The following is a 17,214-nucleotide window of genomic DNA, read 5'->3' as shown; positions in this document are numbered from 1 at the left end:
CTCTGAACGGCGGTTTTGACGCAGGTTGTCACCCTCTGCTTCCCTGCGTCGGGGCGATGCCGAGACGACGTCCCAGGTGCTCTGAGCGGCAGAGGACCTAGCGTGCGACGCGCAGGGGCACGGGAGCCGTAGGCGCGAGGGGCGCGGCCTCCGCGACATGGGACTCGTCGCGGGTGGCGCGGTCCAGCACGCCCTGCACCAGCGCGGGGAAGTCCAGGCCTGCGCGGGCGGCGATCTTCGGCAGGAGGCTTACGGGCGTGAAGCCCGGCAGGGTGTTCACCTCCAGCACCACGTCGTTCTCCGTGTCGGAGCACATCAGGTCCACGCGGCCGTAGCCCCGGCAGCCCAGGGCGCGGTACGCGGCGAGCGCGAGCGACTCCACGTTGACGCGGCGGGTGTCGGACAGGCGGGGCGGGAGGAAGTACTGGGCGCCGCCGCCCTTGTACTTGGCCTCGTAGTCGAAGCCCTCGCGCGGGTAGGACACCTCGCAGCTGCCCAGCACGCTGTCGCCGAGGATGCCCACCGTCACCTCCTGGCCCTGGACGAAGCGCTCCACCAGGGCCTCACCGCCGAAGCGGCACGCCTGGACCACGGCGGGCACCAGCGCCCCGGCGTCGTGCAGCACGGACAGGCCCACGGACGAGCCGCCCTTCGAGGGCTTCACCACGCAGGGGAAGCCACTGTCGCCGTGCAGCTCCAGCGCGCGCTCCGCGTCCTCGCGGGCCACCCGGTAGCCCATGGGTGAGGCCAGGTTGTGCAGTTGGAAGAGCTTCTTCGCCATGGGCTTGTCCATGGCCAGCGCGGAGGCCAGCACGCCGGAGCCGGTGTACGGAATCTCCAGCAGCTCCAGCAGGCCCTGCACGCGGCCGTCCTCGCCCATGCGGCCGTGCAGCGCGAGGAAGGCCACGTCGATGTCCGCCGCGCGCAGCGCCCGGTCCAGGCCCGGGCCCGCGAAGACGCGGGTGACGGTGTGCCCCAGGGTCTCCAGGGCCGCCACCACGGCCTCCCCCGTCTTGAGCGAAATCTCCCGCTCCTCGCCCCACCCGCCCATCAGCACTCCCACGCGCTTGCCCATGTCGATGATGCCTCCTTGGGCCCGCGTCAGAGCACGGATGATGCCACGCACCGGAAGTGCTTCCCGGCGCGGACGTCGCGTTCAAGTGACTGGAATGACAGGGGTTTCGCGGTGGTGCCAGGCGGCAGGCAGCCGTGTCCGGCGGGACACGGCGCGGCCCGGTGGCCACGTGCGGGAGTGTTTACAGGGCGCCGCGCCCTGGCCCCCTGGAGACAGGGACTCAAAGGCGCGGCGGCACAACGGCATCAGGCCCCCGTCACCGGCACGGTGGCCGGTGACGTCAGGCCCGGCGAGGGGATTTCAGCCCCCGTCGCGGGCGCCGCCGTCGGTCAGCAGACCGCCATCCGTGAGGCCGGCGTCCGTGCCATCACCGGCGTCGGTGGTGCCGGCGTCACTGGTACCGGCGTCGGACGTGCCGGCGTCGGTGGGGGTGCCGTCCTCGGAGGTGCAGACCTCGTTGCGGCAGATGTAGCCCTCCAGGCACTGGCCACGGTCGCAGGGCTGTCCTTCGGGGTCGAAGCTGACGAGCAGGCTGCAGGCGGACAGGCCCAGGGCGAGGGCCGAGGGAACGATGAGCGATGAAAGGCGGCGCATGGCTAGTAGTTCCGGAGATCGTCTTCGTCGAGCTTGGGGCGCTTCTTCTCTTCCTCGCGCTTGCGCTTGGCCTCTTCGTCCGCCTTGCGCTTGGCCTCTTCGTCCGCCTTGCGCTTCGCCTCTTCGTCCTTCTTGCGCTGTTCCTCCTCGTCCTTCTTGCGCTGCTCCTCCTCGCGCTTGAGGCGGGCCTCCTCCGCGCGCTGGCGCTTCGCCTCGGCCTCACGCTCCTTGCGCGTCAGCTTCTTCGCGGGCGGCGCGGGCGGCGGCTGCGGGGGCGGATCGAAGACAGGGGGAGGGGGATTGTTCGCCGGAGCCGGCTCGGTGGCGGGCGTGGGCGTGGACGTGGCGTTCGCCTTGGGGGCGGGCTCCGTCTTGGCGGCGGGCGGAGGCGGCGGCATGGGCAGCGCCTCCTTCATGGGCTTCTCTTCGCGGGCCGGCGCGGCCTTCTCCGGCGGGGGGCTCGCGGGGGCGCTGGACGACGAACCCCCACCCTTCTTGTAGAACGCCAGGTAGCTGCCGGCGCCCGCGGACACCAGGCCCGCCAGCACGCCGATGTCCGCCACCAGCGCGTACGTCTTGCCGGTGCTCTTCAGGTCCTCCGCGCGCGTGCTGCCCTGCGGCGCGGTCTTGAAGGCGTCCGACTTGGAGGAGGCCTCCAGGCCGAAGTAGATGCCGCCCGCCAGGAGCGCCACGCCCGTGGCCAGCAGCACGTAGCCCGCGGTCTTGCGGCTCACGCCTCCACCGCCAGCGAAGTGCTTCACCGGCTTGCCGTCGACGCGCGCCGCGTCCTGGCCGACAAGCCCCGTCAGCAGCGCCTCGGAGCCCGTGGCCATCGCGTCACCGCGCGGCACCTGGCCCATCGCGTACGCCAGGTTGTGGCCGTCCGCCACGTCCATGCGCAGACCGGTGACGGTCAGGGGCGCGTTGCCCGGACCGCCTCGCACCAGCAGCGCCAGCACCTGCGGCACGTCCGCGAGCACGCCCAGCTCCTGCAGCGCCTGGTCCCGCTCCTCGTCGTCGGCGTTCTTCGCGATGCGCTCCACGAGCGCCGCGTAGCGCTGCTGCACCGGCAGCTTCGCGAGCGTGAAGGAGGACTCGCCCTCGCGAGCCCGGCCTTCCGTCACGGCATAGCCCGGCGCCACCAGCGTCACGTAGTGGTCCGCGCGCGTCAGGCCGGAGAGCGCCAGCGGGGACACGCCCCGGTAGGTGCCGTCCACGAACACCTGCGCGTTGGCGGGCTGCGAGCTCACGTTCAGCGTGGCCTGCGCGCCCTCCAGCTGCGACTTGCGCTCCTTCTCCACGAAGGCGACTTCCTCGGGCGGGAAGAAGTTGGGGTTGAAGGTGGCGCGCGGATCCACCGCGAGCACGCCGCGCATCTCCAGCTCCGCCGCCTTGTTCTCCCCGTTGGCCACCTGCGTCGCGGCCTTCATCACCCGCGCGCGGCTGAGCAGCGGGAACGCGCGCGACAGGTCCGCCTGCTCGTAGGCCTTCACCGCCTTGTCGAAGCTCTGGAGCGCCTTCACGGTGTCCAGTTCGTCGTAGGCCTTGGCGCCGTCCTTGAACGCGGCGTTGCCCTCCACCGCCTTCGTCTGGCGCGCGGTCGCGCCCTGGGCGTCCAGCGCGTCCGACAGACGCACCAGCTCCATCCGGCCGGAGCGGGCCACGGCCTGCTCCGCCCAGTGCGTCAGCGCCAGCGCCTCACCCTCCAGCGAGGCATCCACGGGAATGGCCACCACCGCCACGCGGGGGCCCGCCGCCGTCGACAGCGTTCGCGGCATCAGCCGCAGCGGTACGTGTTGCTGCTGCGCGGCCGCGGGGCCCACGGCCAGCATTCCCACCAGCCAGCCACTGAGCGTCGCGTGCAGCGCGCGATTGAAAGGACGTCGCATCCGGTCTCCCTCGTTGCTGTGCGCATTACACGCACTGCGAGGCGGAACGCCAGCCTCGAAAGGGGTTTCAGCGACCCGCGGTGCTCCCAGAGGCCCGGGACGCGGGCCCTGGCGCCAACCCATGGAGGTAGTTGAGCGCGACCTTCAGCTGTGGATCCGCGAGCTTCGCCGTCACCGCCCAGTCCTTCAGGTTCGCGGGCAGGGTCCGGGGATGGGCGGCGACCTCCGACGTCGTCTGGGACGGCTCCGCCTTGAAGTGGCCCCGCAGGTCCTTCTCCCGGGGTGCGTCAGTCCCCGGCTTCCCTGTGGAATCCTCCGGCACCAGGAAGTCCGGGGTGATGCCCTTCTCCTGGATGCTGCGGCCCTTGGGCGTGTAGTAGCGCGCGATGGTGAGCTTCAGGCCGGAGCCGTCCTCCAGCTCGATGATGGTCTGCACGCTGCCCTTGCCGAAGGTCTGCGTGCCCATGATGACCGCGCGGCCGTGGTCCTGGAGCGCGCCCGCGACAATCTCCGACGCGGAGGCGCTGCCCGCATTGACGAGCACCACCAGCGGGTAGTCCTTCTCCGTGTCGCGGTCCCGGCTCTTCTCCTCGGAGGCGTTGCGGCCGTCGCGCCCGCGCGTGGACACGATGGGCAGGTTGCCCGGCAGGAAGCGGTCGCTCATGGCCACGGCCTGGTCCAACAGGCCGCCGGGGTTGTTGCGCAGGTCCAGCACCAGGCCGTCCAGCTCCTTGCCGCCGTTGAGCGCGCGCAGCCGGTCCAGCTCCTTCTTCAGCGACTGGTCCGTGCGGTCCTGGAAGTTCTTCACCTTCACGTGACCGATGCCGTCGTAGAGCGCACTCTCCACGGACACGATGCGGATGTGGTCGCGCAGGATGGCCAGCTCCCGGGGCGCGTTGAAGCCCGCGCGCATGAGCGTGAGCAGCACGCGGCCACCCGCCGGCCCGCGCATCTTCTGGAGCGCGCGGCCCAGGTCCATGCCCTGGGTGCTCTCCCCGTCGATGGCGAGCAGCTCGTCCCCGGCCTTGATGCCCGCGCGCGCCGCGGGCGTGTCGTCGATGGGCGCCACCACCACCAACCGGTCGCCCTTGCGCGCGATTTCGATGCCCAGGCCGCCGAACTCACCGGACGTGTCGATCTTCATCTCCCGGAACACCTCCGGGGGCATGAAGAGCGTGTGCGGATCCAACGTGTCGAGCATCCCCTGGATGGCGCCCTGGACGAGCGTCTTGCGGTCCACGCTCTCCACGTAGTTGTTCTCCACGTAGGAGAGCACCCGCGCGAACAACTCCAGTTGGCGGTACGCGGACTCCTCCCGGCCGGCCGCGTCCCCTGGCTTCTGCGCGAGCACAGGCGCGCCCCACAGCAGGAGCGCTGCGAATCCCATGCGCCACGGCTTCGGGAAACGGGTCACGGGAGCGCGTCCTCGGGGGTCGGGTGGAAGGGGCCGTCGCAAGGCCCCCGAGTCTACACCCGGCCCGCCGGACGATTCCCGCCCTTAGAGGCGAGCCCGGTCCGCGAAGCCCACCAGGTGGGACACGAACGCGTCCGGCCGCTCCATCTGCGGCACGTGGCCAAAGCCCTCCACCACGTGCACCTCCGCCTGGGCGGGCAGGTGCTGCCGGTACCAGGCGAGGATTTCCGGGGGCAGGAGCCGCTCGCTGCCGCCCCAGAGGAAAAGCACCGGCATCTTCAAATCCCGCACCGCCTGGGGCGCGATGCTCGCCTGCGTCGCGAGCGCATCCGCCGCCAGCGCCTGCACCGTGGGCGTCGTGTAGAGCCTGCTCAGCGCCGGCGCGAGCAGCAGCGCGCCCAGGGGCGGCCGGTGGAAGAGCTTGCGCGTCAGGGCGCGGACATCCGCGCTCGACTTCACCGCGAAGTGCCCCAGCAGCGCCGCCAGCGCCTGCGGCGTCAGCTCCGCGCCCGCGGGGGCCACCAGCGCCAGCGCCTTCACCCAGGCAGAGTGCTCGGAGGCCAGGTTGACGGCCATGGCCCCGCCCAGCGAGTTGCCCACCACGAGGGCGGGCGTCTTCACCACCTGCTCGAAGTAGGCGCGCAGCACGTCGAACTGGCCCTGCACGCAGGTGGGGCCGCCGCAGTACTCGCCAGAGAAGCCATGGCCCGGCAGGTCCGGCGCGAGCACGCGGGAGAAGCGCTTCGCCAACCCGAAGAACGTGCGCCCGAAGCCGTTGGCGGACCCGCCCAGCCCGTGCACCAGCACCACCGGCGGACCCTTGCCCTGCCCTTCCAGCGCGTAGTGGTGCACCGCCTGCCCACCCACGTTCACCGTCTCCGACTCCACGCCCCGCGCCACCAGCACGCGGCGCATCGCTTCCTGCATCCCACCCATCAGGTCCACGCGAGAGCCTCCTTCCTCACCAACGACCGCTGCCCCGCACCTTCTAACGCCTCCGCATCTTGGACGCAGCGCATCAAACAGACAATGTCAGGGCGTCGGAGCGGCGGCGGTGGCGGGGGCCAGCCAGGGGGCGGGGTCGACGGCCTGCCCGGCGCGGCGGACCTCGAAGTACAGGTAGGCGCCCTTGAGGGAGCCGGTATCTCCCACCTCCCCCACCACGTCGCCCGGAGTCACGCGCGCGCCCACGGCGACGGCGATGGTCGAGAGGTGGGCGACCAGGGTGTGGAAGTCGTCGCCGTGGTCGACGATGAGCAGGTTGCCGTAGCCGCGCAGCCAGCCCGCGTAGACGACGGTGCCCTCGGCCACCGCGTGCACGGGGGTGCCCGCCGCGACGCGGATGTCCACGCCCTTCTGCACGGTGACGGTGTTGAAGCGCGGGTTCACCACGCGGCCAAAGCCCACCTCCACGATGCCCGTCACGGGCCGGGGCAGCTTGCCCTTCAGGGCGCCGAAGCCGCTCGTCGCAGGGGCCTCGTGCAGGTCCACCAGCATGCGGGTGAGCTCCGCGTCCGCGCCCTCCAGCTCGCGCACGGCGCGCTTCGCCAGCTCCGCCTCGCCGGCCAGCTTCCCCACCACCTCTTCCAGCGCCTCCTGCTGCGCCTGGGCCTGCTTCGACTGTTGCTGGAGGAAGGCCACGCGCTGCGACAGCGAGGTGTGCAGCCGCTTCAGCTCCAGCGTCGCCTGCCGCTGGAGGGTCGCCACGTGCTGCACGGTGCGCAGCAGCTCCAGGTCGCCCGCCATGCTGGCCTCCAGCGCGCGGGCGCGCCACATGAGCGCGGCGAAGTCGTCCGCGGACAGGAGCACCTCCAGCGGGCGGCGGCGCTGGAGCCGGTACAGGGTGCGCAGGCGCGGGGACAGCCGGCGCAGTTGGGCGCGCAGGGCCTCGCGCAGCACGGCCTCTTCACGCTCGGCCAGCGCGACGCGGCGGCGGAAGAGGTTCAGGTCGCCCTCCAGCGCGCGCACGCGGCGGCGGGAGAAGGCGGCCATGTCCTCCATCAGCTCCATGCCCTCCAGCACGGAGAGCTTCTTCGCCTCCACCAGGGCCAGCGTGGCGCGCTGCGCGGTCAGCTTCTCGCGGATGGCCGCGCGCTCCGCCTCCTCGTCCGGCTGGGCGAACGCGGCGCTCGCGCCCAGCAGCGCCATGAGCCAGACGAGCCGTCTCATACGCGCAGGAAGCGCCCCACCGCGACGAAGCTGCCGCCCAGGCCCAGCGCGCAGCCGGCCGCGAGCAGCTCCAGCGCGGTGCGTGTCTCCACCCACGGCGCGGCCACGCCCGGCCCCAGGAGGAACGCGAAGAGCGAGCCCAGCGTGGGCCCCAGGAGTCGGCCGAAGAGCCACAGCCCGCCCACCGCCACCAGCGCGCCCAACAGCCCCTGAAGCAGTCCCTCCAGGAGGAACGGCGCCTTCACGAAGCGGTCGGTGGCGCCCACCAGCTTCTGGATTTCAATCTCCTCGCGCCGCGAATAGATGGCCAGCTGGAGCGTGGCCGCGACGATGACGATGGTCGTCCCCAGCACCACCACCAGCGCCACCAGCGCCCCGAAGCTCAGCGCGCGGGCGATGGCGGACAGGCGCTCCACCGCGGCCTCGCCGTAGTCCACGCCGGTGACACCCGGCAGCGCGCGCAGCTCCTTGGCCAGGGCCGACAGCGCCGCGGGAGAACGGCGCGCCTCCGGCACGCGCAGCTCCAGCGTCGCGGGCAGCGGGTTCTCCGGCAGCTCCGACAGCGCCTCGCCCAGGTCGCCCAGCTCCTGCTTGAGCCGCTTCAGCGCCGCTTCCGGCGGCACCACCGTCACCTCGCCGTGGCTCAGCTCCACCACGCGCGTGTGGACGCCGTGCACCTCATCCTCGCCCAGCTGCGGCGCCAGGTAGAGCGTCACCTCCACCTCGCCGCCCAGCGACGCGAGCAGGTTGTCCACCACATGCGACGCGCCCCGCGCCAGCCCCGCCGCGAACAGCGCGATGGCGATGGTGGACACGGCGATGAAGTGCACGAAGGGCGCGTGCTTCAGCCCCCCGGCCGCCGAGCGCCAGAAGTAGGCCACCTTCGACAGCACGCTCATACCAGCATCCGCCGCGCCGCCTTGACGCCGTCCTCGTCGGAGACGATGAGCCCGCGCTCCAGGCGCACCGTGCGCTTCTGGTAGCGCGACAGGAGCGTGGCGTCGTGCGTGGCCACCATCACCGTGGTGCCCCGGATGTTGATGTCCGTGAGCAGGTCCATGATTTCAACGGTGAGCGCCGGGTCCAGGTTGCCCGTGGGCTCGTCCGCCAGGAGGATGGTGGGGTCGTTCACCAGCGCGCGCGCAATCACCACGCGCTGCTGCTCTCCACCCGACAGCCGCAGGGGCAGCGAGTTCGCCTTGTGCTCCAGCCCCACGAGCTTGAGCATCCGGTGCACCTTCTCGCGCCCCTCCGGACGGGGCACGCCCAGCACGTCCAGCGTGAAGCCCACGTTGTCCGCGACGCTGCGGTGGGGCAGCAGCTTGAAGTCCTGGAACACCACGCCGATGTTGCGCCGCAGGTACGGCACCGCCGACTCGCGGATGCGCGCGATGTTCTTCCCGCCCACCAGGATTTGACCCTTGGTGGCCTTCTCCCCGCAGAAGATGAGCTTGAGCAGCGTCGTCTTCCCGGCGCCGGACGGGCCGGTGAGGAAGACGAACTCGCCCTTCTCCACGTTCAGGTTGATGTCCTGCAACACCGGCGGATCGCCGGGATACGCCTTGTAGACGTGGAAGAACTGGATCATGTCCGGAGAAGCGCGAGGCCCTCCGGGCAGCGTACCACGCCCCCGGAGCCCGCCCAGGAACGGGCCGGGCGTCGCCGGAGGGGCAGCACCGCGCGAGCGGCCTTAGGAGGGCTCGCCCTCGCTCGCCAGGTAGCTGAGGATGACCTCGTCCAGGCTCTTCTCGGAGATGAGGTCCTCGCCGAAGAGCGTCTCCACGCCTATCTCGTTGATCCGCGGCTTCTCCTTGAGGGCGCGCGCGGCGGCCACTTCCGGAGGCAGATGCGAGGCGGGGGCCGCGACAGGAGGAGGCGGCGGTGTGGGGGGGCGCGGCTGCGCGGGCGCTTGCGGCGGCAGCTTCGGCTGCGCGGCCATCTCCGCGTCCGTGGCGAGCTGGCCGGGCTGGTACGAACGGACCGTGGACTCGTAGTTGTCGTACACGCCGTTGATGAGGTTGCGCAGCATCTCCTTGTGCTGCTCCTCCATCAACTCGCGCACAACCTCCGCCAGGTTCTCCGCGTTGAGGATGTCCGCGTAGGACGTCTTCTTGGACGCGAGGATGTTCCCGCCCACGAACAGGTGGGTGATGATGTGGGGGTTGTTGACGCCCGAGTCCTCGGTCTGGACGTGGTAGACCTTCCCCTTGTGCTTGATGTTGTGATTGAAGCCAGTGACGGCTTTTTCGAAGGTTTTCGCCATTGCCGAGGTCGGGCACCGTAGCAGCGGGGTCCAGGCTTCACAAGGTAAGCGTCACGCGCTCCGCACCTCTTTTTTGTGCGTGCCTGCCCGCTTCCCGCCGGTGTGCGTGCGCCACCTTCTGGCACCCTCCGTGTACGGATCCACACGTGGACACCAGCCTGGCGGGCACGGGCGGCTCTGTTGAAAAGCTGAAACGCCCTGGGGTACGTAAACCCCTCTGACGATCGCGCCGTCAGTCCCACCCTCCCTGCCGCGGCCGGAACACCACCGATGAAAAAGCCGGACACCATCGCGGAAAAGGTCCGCCTGCAGGATGCCCAGGCGCTCGCGCAGGGCTACTCGCCCGCCATCCGCGCCATGGAGATTGCCTCCATCATCGCGTTCGTGGGCCTGGAGAGCGTGCTCGTCTACAAGCTCTGGAGCACCCACCACACCGGTCCGTGGATGCTGATTCTGGCGGTGGTGCTGGGCTACCTGGCCGCGGACTTCGTGTCCGGCTTCGTCCACTGGATGGGCGACACGTGGGGCTCCACGGAGATGCCCGTCCTGGGCAAGGCGTTCATCCGCCCCTTCCGCGAGCACCATGTCGACGAGAAGGCCATCACCCGCCACGACTTCGTGGAGACCAACGGCAACAACTGCCTCGTGTCACTGCCGGTGGCGGCGCTCGCGGTGGCGGTGCCGCTCGCCGGCCCGGGCTGGGTGTTCCTGGCCGCGTTCCTGGGCGCGATGATCTTCTGGGTGATGGCGACCAACCAGTTCCACAAGTGGTCCCACCTGGATGAGCCGCCCGCGATCATCAACTTCCTGCAGCGCGTGCACCTCATCCTGCCGCCGGACCACCACCGCATCCACCACACCGCGCCCTTCAACCAGTACTACTGCATCACCGTGGGCTGGATGAACCGGCCGCTGAAGATGATCCACTTCTTCCCGCTGATGGAGCGGCTCATCACCTGGGTCACCGGTCAGCTGCCGCGCCAGGACGACATCGGCACGGAGGCCGCCCAGGCGCTCGTCGCCGTGGACGGCGCCCAGGAGGTGCCGGTCATCCAGGCGGCCAAGGAGCTGCTCAAGTCGTCCGCCGAGGAGCCCACGGCGAGCGTCTCCACGCCCCCCGTTCGCTGAAAAGCCGGACCCCAGGCGGCACGGCCGCCTAGAAGCGCAGGTCCACCTGCTCCGCGGAAGGAATGGGGCGGCCCAGGAAGCGGGCCCCCACCTCCACGAAGCGCTCCGGCACGTCGGTGACGAAGAAGGCGTGCTCCGGCGCGCCCACGGACGCTGGCGCCAGCAGCCCCTTCTCCTCCAGCAGTTGGGCCACCGCCTCCGCCGTGGCCTCCGCCGAGTCCACCAGCGACACGTGCGGCCCCACGACCTCGGCGATGACGCCCTTGAGCAGCGGGTAGTGGGTGCAGCCCAGCACCAGCGTGTCCACGCCGTCGCGCGCGAAGCCGGCCAGGTACTCGCGGGCCACGAGCAGCGGTACGTCGCCGTTCGTCCACCCCTCTTCCGCCAGGGGCACGAAGAGCGGGCACGCCGTCGCCTTCACCGCGACCTTCGGGTTGCCCGCCTCCAGCGCCCGCTGGTACGCGCCGGAGCGGATGGTGCCCGGCGTCCCGATGACGCCCACCCCGCCGCCCCGGGTGCGTTGGAGCGCCGTGCGAGCCCCGGGCTCAATCACGCCCAGCACCGGCACCGGCAGCGAAGCCTGGAGGGCGGGCAGCGCCGCGGCGGAGGCGGTGTTGCACGCCACCACCAGCAGCTTGATGCCGCGCTCCAGCAGGAACTCCGCGTTCTTCAGCGAGTAGCGCGTCACCACCTCGCCGGACTTGGTGCCGTAGGGCACCCGCGCGGTGTCTCCCAGGTAGAGCGTGCGCTCGTGGGGGAGCCGCGCCATGAGCGCCTTGAGGACCGTGAGCCCCCCGATGCCGGAGTCGAACACGCCGATGGGACCGTGGCTGTCTTGCCGCATGGGGTGAGTCCCTATCACGTTTGATGCCAACGCCCCCCGCACCGCCCGCGTGTCCCCCAGAACGCACGAAGGGCCGGAAGCCTGGAAGGCCTCCGACCCTTTCATGCGGCCCGGCCCGGATGGGCCGCGCGACTACTGCACGCGGTCGAGCGGAGCGATGGCGGCCTCCGCCGCGCTCGGGAAGTCGTGGGCGTAGACACGCAGGCTCAGCATGTCCGCGCCCCGGGGCGAGATGTAGCGCCGGCCACCCGTGCCGTTCGCCTGCAGCGACACGAAGTACTCACCGGGGCGCAGGAACTCGAAGACGGCCGGGGACTCGTTGCAGGAGAACCACTGCCCCGCTTCGCCGTAGACCCACTCGCTGGTGTGGATGTCCTGGAAGTTGATGCCCACCTCGCTCACGCCGGCCTGGCCGCAGTTGAGCTTCGTGCTGCCTTCATAGAGCTGCCAGCCCACCGCCGCGCCACCAATGGCCCAGGTGTTCGCCGTGATGGAGGCCGGGATGCCCGCCTGCGACGTGAAGCCACCACCGTAGTAGTAGAGGGGCCGCTCGTACGCGTCGACGCCCACGATCTCCAGGTAGTGCTGCCCGGGAGCAATCTCCGGCGTCTCCACCGAACGGCCCTGGCTGCCCTGGTTGCAGTTGAAGCGCGCCCACGCGCCGTCATCCACCCGGGCGTCCACGTAGGCGACGCCCGCCTGCTGACAGGAGGGGTAGTACGAGCCCGCCTCCGTGGGGAACAGCCAGTTCACATAGGCGTAGGACGTGGCGCCCGTGCGGCCCGTGTTGAAGTTGACGGGCACCGCCGTGTTGCCGTCCACGGAGAACGTGCCGCGGTACGAGTAGACCGCCACGCCGTCATAGTCGACCGCCTCCGCCGTGAACGAGTAAGTGCCGGGCGCGAAGTCGTGCAGGATGATGCCGTCGAAGCCGTTCGCCGAGCAGGGATACTTGCCGTCACCCTCGAGGATCTCGCCGTCGATGTAGATGTCCACGCCATCGATGTTCCGCATCTGCCCGCAGGTGGCGCCATCGAAGCTCCACGACATCCGGACGTCGCCCGGGTAGCGGTTGTCTTCGATGACGCAGCCAGAGAGTCCGGAGGAGAGGCAGAGGAATGCGGCGAGCGTTCTCGCGTTCATGGTGGGCATCCGTGGTTCGGTTTCGGGAAGTTGAGGTCGTCGGCCCGTAACAACCCTCCAGACGACCAGTCCCGGGAATTATTCAGTGCCGTCCAAAGCAACCGGGCGTTGAGAGCGGGTTTGACCCACCCGAGGACGGAATGTTACGCGCTGGACCCCATGATACCCCACCTGCCACTGGCCTTTGGCGCCATGAACTACGTGGAGATCATCCGCGACGCGTCGTTCATTGAGCTCGCGGTGCTTCTCCTCCTGATGGGCGTCTCGGTCGCCTCCTGGGCCCTCATCGCCATGAAGGCCACCCAGCTGTCGCGTGCCCGCGCCCAGTCGCTTACCTTTCTTGACACGTTCTGGAAGGCGTCCCGGCTGGAGGCCATCTACCAGTCCGCCCAGAAGCTGGAGGGCTCGCCGCTGTCGAAGGTGTTCTGCGCGGGCTACGAGGAGCTGAGCAAGCTGGCGCAGACGGACAACAAGGAAGGCGCCGAAGCCGCGATGAGCGCCAAGCTGGGCGGCATCGAGAACGTGGAGCGCGCGCTCAACCGCGCGGCCACGGCGCAGATCACCGAGCTGGAGAACCGCGTGTCCTTCCTGGGCACGGTGGGCGCAGCGTCTCCGTTCGTGGGGCTGTTCGGCACGGTGATTGGCATCCTGGGCGCGTTCAACAACATCGCGGAGCAGGGCAACGCCACGCTGGCCACGGTGGCCGCGCCGGTGGGCAACGCGCTGTTCGCCACGGCTGCGGGGCTGTTCGCGGCCATCCCGGCGGTGGTCGCGTACAACTCGTTCGTCAGCCGCATCAAGGTGTTCGACACGGAGATGTCCAACTTCTCCGCGGACTTCCTCAACATCATCAAGCGGCACTTCTTCCGCTAGGGGACCCGTCACATGGGCATGGGCGGAGGCAAGGCCGGCGGTGGCCGCACCACGATGAGCGAGATCAACGTCACGCCCATGGTGGACGTGATGCTGGTGCTGCTCATCATCTTCATGGTGACGGCGCCCCTCATCCAGCAGGGCGTGAAGGTGAATCTCCCGGAGACCAAGGCGGCCCCGGTGGAGGCGACGGAGAAGAAGGTCGTCCTCTCCATCGACGCGGGGCGCAAGGTCTACATCGGGGATGCGGAGGTTCCGCTGGAGGAGCTGGAGACGAAGCTCGCCGCCAACGCCAAGGCGCAGGCGGACAAGGAAGTGTACCTCCACGCGGATCGCGACGTGCCGTACGGCGTGGTGGTGGAGGTGATGGCCGCGGCCCAGCGCGCGGGCATCGCCAACGTGGGGATGATCACGGAACCGGCCACGGGCTCCAAGGCGTCCAACTCCGGCAAGGCCGCCCCCGCCCCGTCCGGCGCCAAGGGCAAGCCCAAGGAGGCGAAGCGCTAGCCCATGAGTTCCGCGGTGACCCACAGCCTGCTGGTTTCACAGCCCACGCGGCTGTCTCGCTTCCTCGTCGTCTCCGTGGTCGGGCACGTGGCGGTGGTCGCCGCGGCGCTGCTCTACGCGGGCTTCTCGTCCGCGCCGAAGGTGAACCTGGACCAGAAGCCCATCAACGCGTCGCTGGTGCGGCTGGGCAAGCCGCGCGACCCCAAGCTCCTGCCGCGCAAGGAAGTGGCGCAGCCGCCGCCCAAGGAAGTCGTCGCGAAGCCCACGCCCACGCCGCCCGCGGAAACGCCCGCGCCCTCCCCCGCCGCCGTGGCGGTGCCCGGCGTGAAGCCCGCCCCGGCCCCCGCGCCCCAGAAGGGGGAAGCGACCGCGGAGGACCGGCGCAAGAAGCTCTTCGGCGCGTTCGACAAATCCGCGAAGCCCACCGAGCCGGAGGAGCTGGAAGGCGCCGAGGATGGCGACCCGGACGGTGACTCCGCGGTGGCGGAGGGCGAGCGGTACTACGGCCTTTTGAAGTCCCAGGTGCGCCGTCACTACAACGTGGCGGACACCATCCCCGACGCGGAGCGCCTGTACCTGAAGGCGCAGGTGGCCATGAAGCTGGGCCGCGCGGGCGAAGTGCTGGACGTGAGCCTGGCCAAGGCCAGCGGCAACGAGCTGTTCGACGCGGCGGTGGTGGCCGCCGTGCGCAAGGCATCACCCTTCTCTCCTCCCCCCGATGCGCTTCGCGACGCGCTCCAGAAGAACGGCGTCGTCCTGGTGTTCAGCCCATGAAAGCCCTCCTGCTGTCGCTCCTCCTGGTCCCCGCGCTGGTGCTGGCGCAGGCGCCCGTCATCGAAATCTCCGGCGCGAACTTCCGCCCGCTGCCGCTCGCGGCCCCCGCGCCCGTGGTGCAGGAGGGCGCGGACAAGAAGGCCGCCCAGTCCTTCGACACCGCCTTCACGTACGACCTCACCGCCTCCGGCATCTTCCAGGTGCTGGACCGCGCGGGCTTCACCGCGGACGCCAAGGAAGGCATGACGGCGGGCAGCATCAACTTCAGCCGCTGGGCGGACGTGGGCGCGGAGTCGCTGGTGAAGGTGTCGCTGGCGCAGGACGGCGGCGCGCTGCGCGGCGAGCTGCGCCTGTTCAGCGTGGCCACGGGCAAGGAGGAGCTGAAGGTGTCCAAGGACGCGCCGGCCGGTGAGCCCCGGCAGCTGGCGCACACGCTGGCGGACGCGCTCTACCGGCACTTCACCCGCGAGGCGAGCCCCTTCCTGTCGCGCATCACCTACGTGCGCAAGGCGGCCGCCAACCGCGACGTGTACGTGGCGGACTGGGACGGCATGAACGCGCAGGCGCTCACCAAGGGCGGCACGCACATCCTCCCCACGCTCAGCCCGTCCGGCCAGGTGGCCTACACGTCCTACCGGAAGAACCGGCCGGACATCTACGTGCAGTCCCCCGGCGGCGAGGCGAAGCCGCTGGTGACCGACGGCCAGATGGCCACGGGCATCGCGTACTCGCCGGACGGCAAGCGCATCGCCTATGCGCTGGCGGAAGGTGAGAGCGCGCAAATCTACGTCGCCGCTGCGGACGGCTCCGGCGCGAAGGCCATCACGGACACGCCCTACGGCCTCAACACCAGCCCCACCTGGTCGCCGGACGGCAAGCGCATCGCGTTCGTGTCCAACCGGGGTGGCAGCCCGCAGGTGTACGTGATGGGCGCGGACGGCTCCAGCGTGAAGCGGCTCACCTTCCAGGGCAACTACAACCAGACGCCGGACTGGTCGCCGCGCGGGGACCTCATCGCCTTCACCGCTCGCGACGAGCGCAACGCGTTCGACCTCTTCACCGTCAACGTGGACACGGGCAAGGTGACGCGCCTCACGCAGGACCAGGGCAACAACGAGGAGCCCACCTTCTCCCCCAACGGCCGGCTGATCATCTTCAGCACCAACCGCAACGGCGGCGCGCACCTGTGGGTGATGACCGCCGAAGGTAACAACCAGCTGCCGCTCCCCATGGAGAAGGGCAACTGGCTGACCCCGGACTGGGGCACCGCTCCGGCGGCGAAGTAGTCCGTCACGGCGGGTGACGTTGACAGGGGGGACGCGCCGGAGTGCATTGCGCACCCCATGAGCGCTCCCCTCCCCGCCCACAAGACCCACTGGGGGTTGGACCCCCAGGTCGTCTTCCTCAACCACGGCTCGTTCGGCGCCTGCCCCAAGCCGGTGCTCCAGCATCAGTCGGAGCTGCGGGCCCGGCTGGAAGCGGAGCCCGTGCGCTTCCTCGCTCGCGAGGCGGAGCCGCTGCTGGACGAAGCGCGCGCGGCGCTCGCGGCCTTCGTGGGAGCCAGCGCGGATGACCTGGCGTTCGTGCCCAACGCCACCACGGGCGTGAACACCGTGCTGCGCAACCTGCGCTTCCAGCCCGGCGACGAGCTGCTCACCACCGACAACGAATACAACGCGTCCAAGAACGCGCTGGACGTGGCCGCCGCGGAGAAGGGCGTGAAGGTGGTGGTGGCGAAGCTGCCCTGGCCCGTGACGTCGCCGGAGTCGGTGGTGGACGCGGTGATGGCGCAGGTGACGCCTCGCACGCGGCTGCTCCTCGTGGACCACATCACCAGCCAGACGGCGCTGATCATGCCGCTGGCGGAGCTGGTGCGCAGGCTGCGCGAGCGGGGCGTGGAGACGCTGGTGGACGGCGCGCACGGGCCGGGCATGGTGCCGCTGGCGCTCCAGGAGCTGGGCGCGGCGTACTACACGGGCAACTGCCACAAGTGGCTGTGCGCGCCCAAGGGCGCCGCGTTCCTGTACGTGCGCCGCGACCTGCAGCCGGACTTCAAGCCCATGGTGGTGAGCCACGGGCACAACTCGCCGCGCAAGGACCGCTCGCGCTTCCGGCTGGAGTTCGACTGGGTGGGCACGGTCGACCCCACGCCCTTCCTGTGCATCCCCACCGTGATCCGCTTCATGGAGGGACTCGTTCCGGGCGGGTGGCCGGAGGTGATGGACTCCAACCGGCGGAAGGTGCTGGCCGCCCGGCGACTGCTGGACGCGAAGCTGGGCAACGCGACGCCGCTGTGCCCGGAGTCCATGGTGGGCAGCATGGCGTGCGTGGCCCTGCCGGACGGCTTCCCGGAGCGACCCGAGCCGCCGCTCTACGTGGATCCCCTCCATGTGCGCCTGTTCGAGGAGCACCACATCGAGGTCCCTGTCACGGCCTGGCCCCGGGCGCCCCGGCGGCACCTGCGACTGTCCGCGCAGCTCTACAACTCCGCGGCGGACTACGAGGCCCTCGTGCGCGCTTTGGAAGCGCTGCTGCGTTGAG

17 protein-coding genes are annotated in these 17,214 nt (G+C 70.3%); 6 read left to right on the top strand and 11 right to left on the bottom strand.

Annotated features, from left to right (window positions below; translation table 11 throughout):
- Positions 1–97 precede the first annotated feature (97 nt).
- The 9 genes from D7Y04_RS22845 to D7Y04_RS22805 form a co-directional block, all read right to left on the bottom strand.
- Positions 98–1,075 carry a D-alanine--D-alanine ligase gene (locus tag D7Y04_RS22845; RefSeq protein WP_121760781.1) on the bottom strand — a complete coding sequence of 326 codons (978 nt, stop codon included), beginning with the start codon at positions 1,073–1,075 and terminating at the stop codon, positions 98–100.
- 300 nt (positions 1,076–1,375) lie between these two features.
- Positions 1,376–1,669, bottom strand: a complete 294-nt coding sequence (locus D7Y04_RS22840) for a hypothetical protein (protein WP_121760696.1) — start codon at positions 1,667–1,669, stop codon at positions 1,376–1,378.
- A 2-nt stretch (positions 1,670–1,671) separates the two neighbouring features.
- On the bottom strand, positions 1,672–3,558 hold the full coding sequence (locus tag D7Y04_RS22835; protein ID WP_121760695.1) for a PEGA domain-containing protein: 1,887 nt from the start codon (positions 3,556–3,558) through the stop codon (positions 1,672–1,674).
- Between the two features lie 67 nt (positions 3,559–3,625).
- Positions 3,626–4,972, bottom strand: a complete 1,347-nt coding sequence (locus D7Y04_RS22830) for a S41 family peptidase (protein WP_121760694.1) — start codon at positions 4,970–4,972, stop codon at positions 3,626–3,628.
- A gap of 84 nt (positions 4,973–5,056) precedes the next feature.
- Complete coding sequence (locus D7Y04_RS22825; protein ID WP_120580665.1) at positions 5,057–5,917, bottom strand: alpha/beta fold hydrolase; 861 nt, start codon at positions 5,915–5,917, stop codon at positions 5,057–5,059.
- A gap of 87 nt (positions 5,918–6,004) precedes the next feature.
- Positions 6,005–7,141: a murein hydrolase activator EnvC gene (locus D7Y04_RS22820; protein ID WP_199749716.1), complete on the bottom strand. Its 1,137-nt coding sequence runs from the start codon at positions 7,139–7,141 to the stop codon at positions 6,005–6,007.
- A complete protein-coding gene (locus D7Y04_RS22815) occupies positions 7,138–8,040 on the bottom strand; it encodes an ABC transporter permease (RefSeq protein ID WP_120580666.1) in 903 nt (300 codons plus the stop codon). Before D7Y04_RS22815 ends, D7Y04_RS22820 begins: the two co-directional genes overlap by 4 nt.
- A complete protein-coding gene (ftsE, locus tag D7Y04_RS22810; protein WP_120599699.1) occupies positions 8,037–8,729 on the bottom strand; it encodes a cell division ATP-binding protein FtsE in 693 nt (230 codons plus the stop codon). Before ftsE ends, D7Y04_RS22815 begins: the two co-directional genes overlap by 4 nt.
- Before the next feature lie 102 nt (positions 8,730–8,831).
- Positions 8,832–9,404 (bottom strand): hypothetical protein, encoded by a 573-nt coding sequence (locus D7Y04_RS22805; RefSeq protein WP_120599698.1) that lies wholly within the window; start codon positions 9,402–9,404, stop codon positions 8,832–8,834.
- Between the two features lie 270 nt (positions 9,405–9,674).
- On the opposite strand from D7Y04_RS22805, the gene carF reads away from it, so the two are divergent.
- A complete protein-coding gene (carF, locus tag D7Y04_RS22800) occupies positions 9,675–10,532 on the top strand; it encodes a plasmanylethanolamine desaturase (RefSeq protein WP_120580669.1) in 858 nt (285 codons plus the stop codon).
- 28 nt (positions 10,533–10,560) lie between these two features.
- Here carF and murI read toward each other — a convergent pair whose 3' ends face one another.
- Both murI and D7Y04_RS22790 read right to left on the bottom strand, forming a co-directional pair.
- Positions 10,561–11,376 (bottom strand): glutamate racemase, encoded by an 816-nt coding sequence (murI, locus tag D7Y04_RS22795; RefSeq protein WP_120599697.1) that lies wholly within the window; start codon positions 11,374–11,376, stop codon positions 10,561–10,563.
- Positions 11,377–11,508: 132 nt separating this feature from the next.
- Entirely contained in the window at positions 11,509–12,519 is a 1,011-nt protein-coding gene (locus D7Y04_RS22790; protein WP_120599700.1) for a hypothetical protein, read from the bottom strand.
- A gap of 159 nt (positions 12,520–12,678) precedes the next feature.
- On the opposite strand from D7Y04_RS22790, the gene D7Y04_RS22785 reads away from it, so the two are divergent.
- From D7Y04_RS22785 to D7Y04_RS22765, 5 genes are read left to right on the top strand one after another with little or no spacing between them, the layout of a single operon-like run.
- The gene (locus D7Y04_RS22785; RefSeq protein WP_120580672.1) at positions 12,679–13,392 is read left to right on the top strand and encodes a MotA/TolQ/ExbB proton channel family protein; all 714 of its coding nucleotides are present in this window, start codon (positions 12,679–12,681) and stop codon (positions 13,390–13,392) included.
- A 12-nt stretch (positions 13,393–13,404) separates the two neighbouring features.
- Positions 13,405–13,899: a protein TolR gene (gene tolR / locus D7Y04_RS22780; RefSeq protein ID WP_120599696.1), complete on the top strand. Its 495-nt coding sequence runs from the start codon at positions 13,405–13,407 to the stop codon at positions 13,897–13,899.
- A 3-nt stretch (positions 13,900–13,902) separates the two neighbouring features.
- On the top strand, positions 13,903–14,673 hold the full coding sequence (locus D7Y04_RS22775) for a cell envelope integrity protein TolA (protein ID WP_121760693.1): 771 nt from the start codon (positions 13,903–13,905) through the stop codon (positions 14,671–14,673).
- On the top strand, positions 14,670–15,959 hold the full coding sequence (locus D7Y04_RS22770; protein ID WP_121760692.1) for a DPP IV N-terminal domain-containing protein: 1,290 nt from the start codon (positions 14,670–14,672) through the stop codon (positions 15,957–15,959). Before D7Y04_RS22775 ends, D7Y04_RS22770 begins: the two co-directional genes overlap by 4 nt.
- A 57-nt stretch (positions 15,960–16,016) precedes the next feature.
- Positions 16,017–17,213: an aminotransferase class V-fold PLP-dependent enzyme gene (locus D7Y04_RS22765; RefSeq protein ID WP_121760691.1), complete on the top strand. Its 1,197-nt coding sequence runs from the start codon at positions 16,017–16,019 to the stop codon at positions 17,211–17,213.
- Position 17,214: the final 1 nt, after the last annotated feature.

This window comes from Corallococcus sp. AB038B, assembly GCF_003668955.1.
In the GTDB taxonomy this organism is placed as follows: Bacteria; Myxococcota; Myxococcia; order Myxococcales; family Myxococcaceae; genus Corallococcus; species Corallococcus exiguus.
Note: the sequence above shows the minus strand (reverse complement) of the source record. Positions and strands in the feature narration are given on the sequence as shown.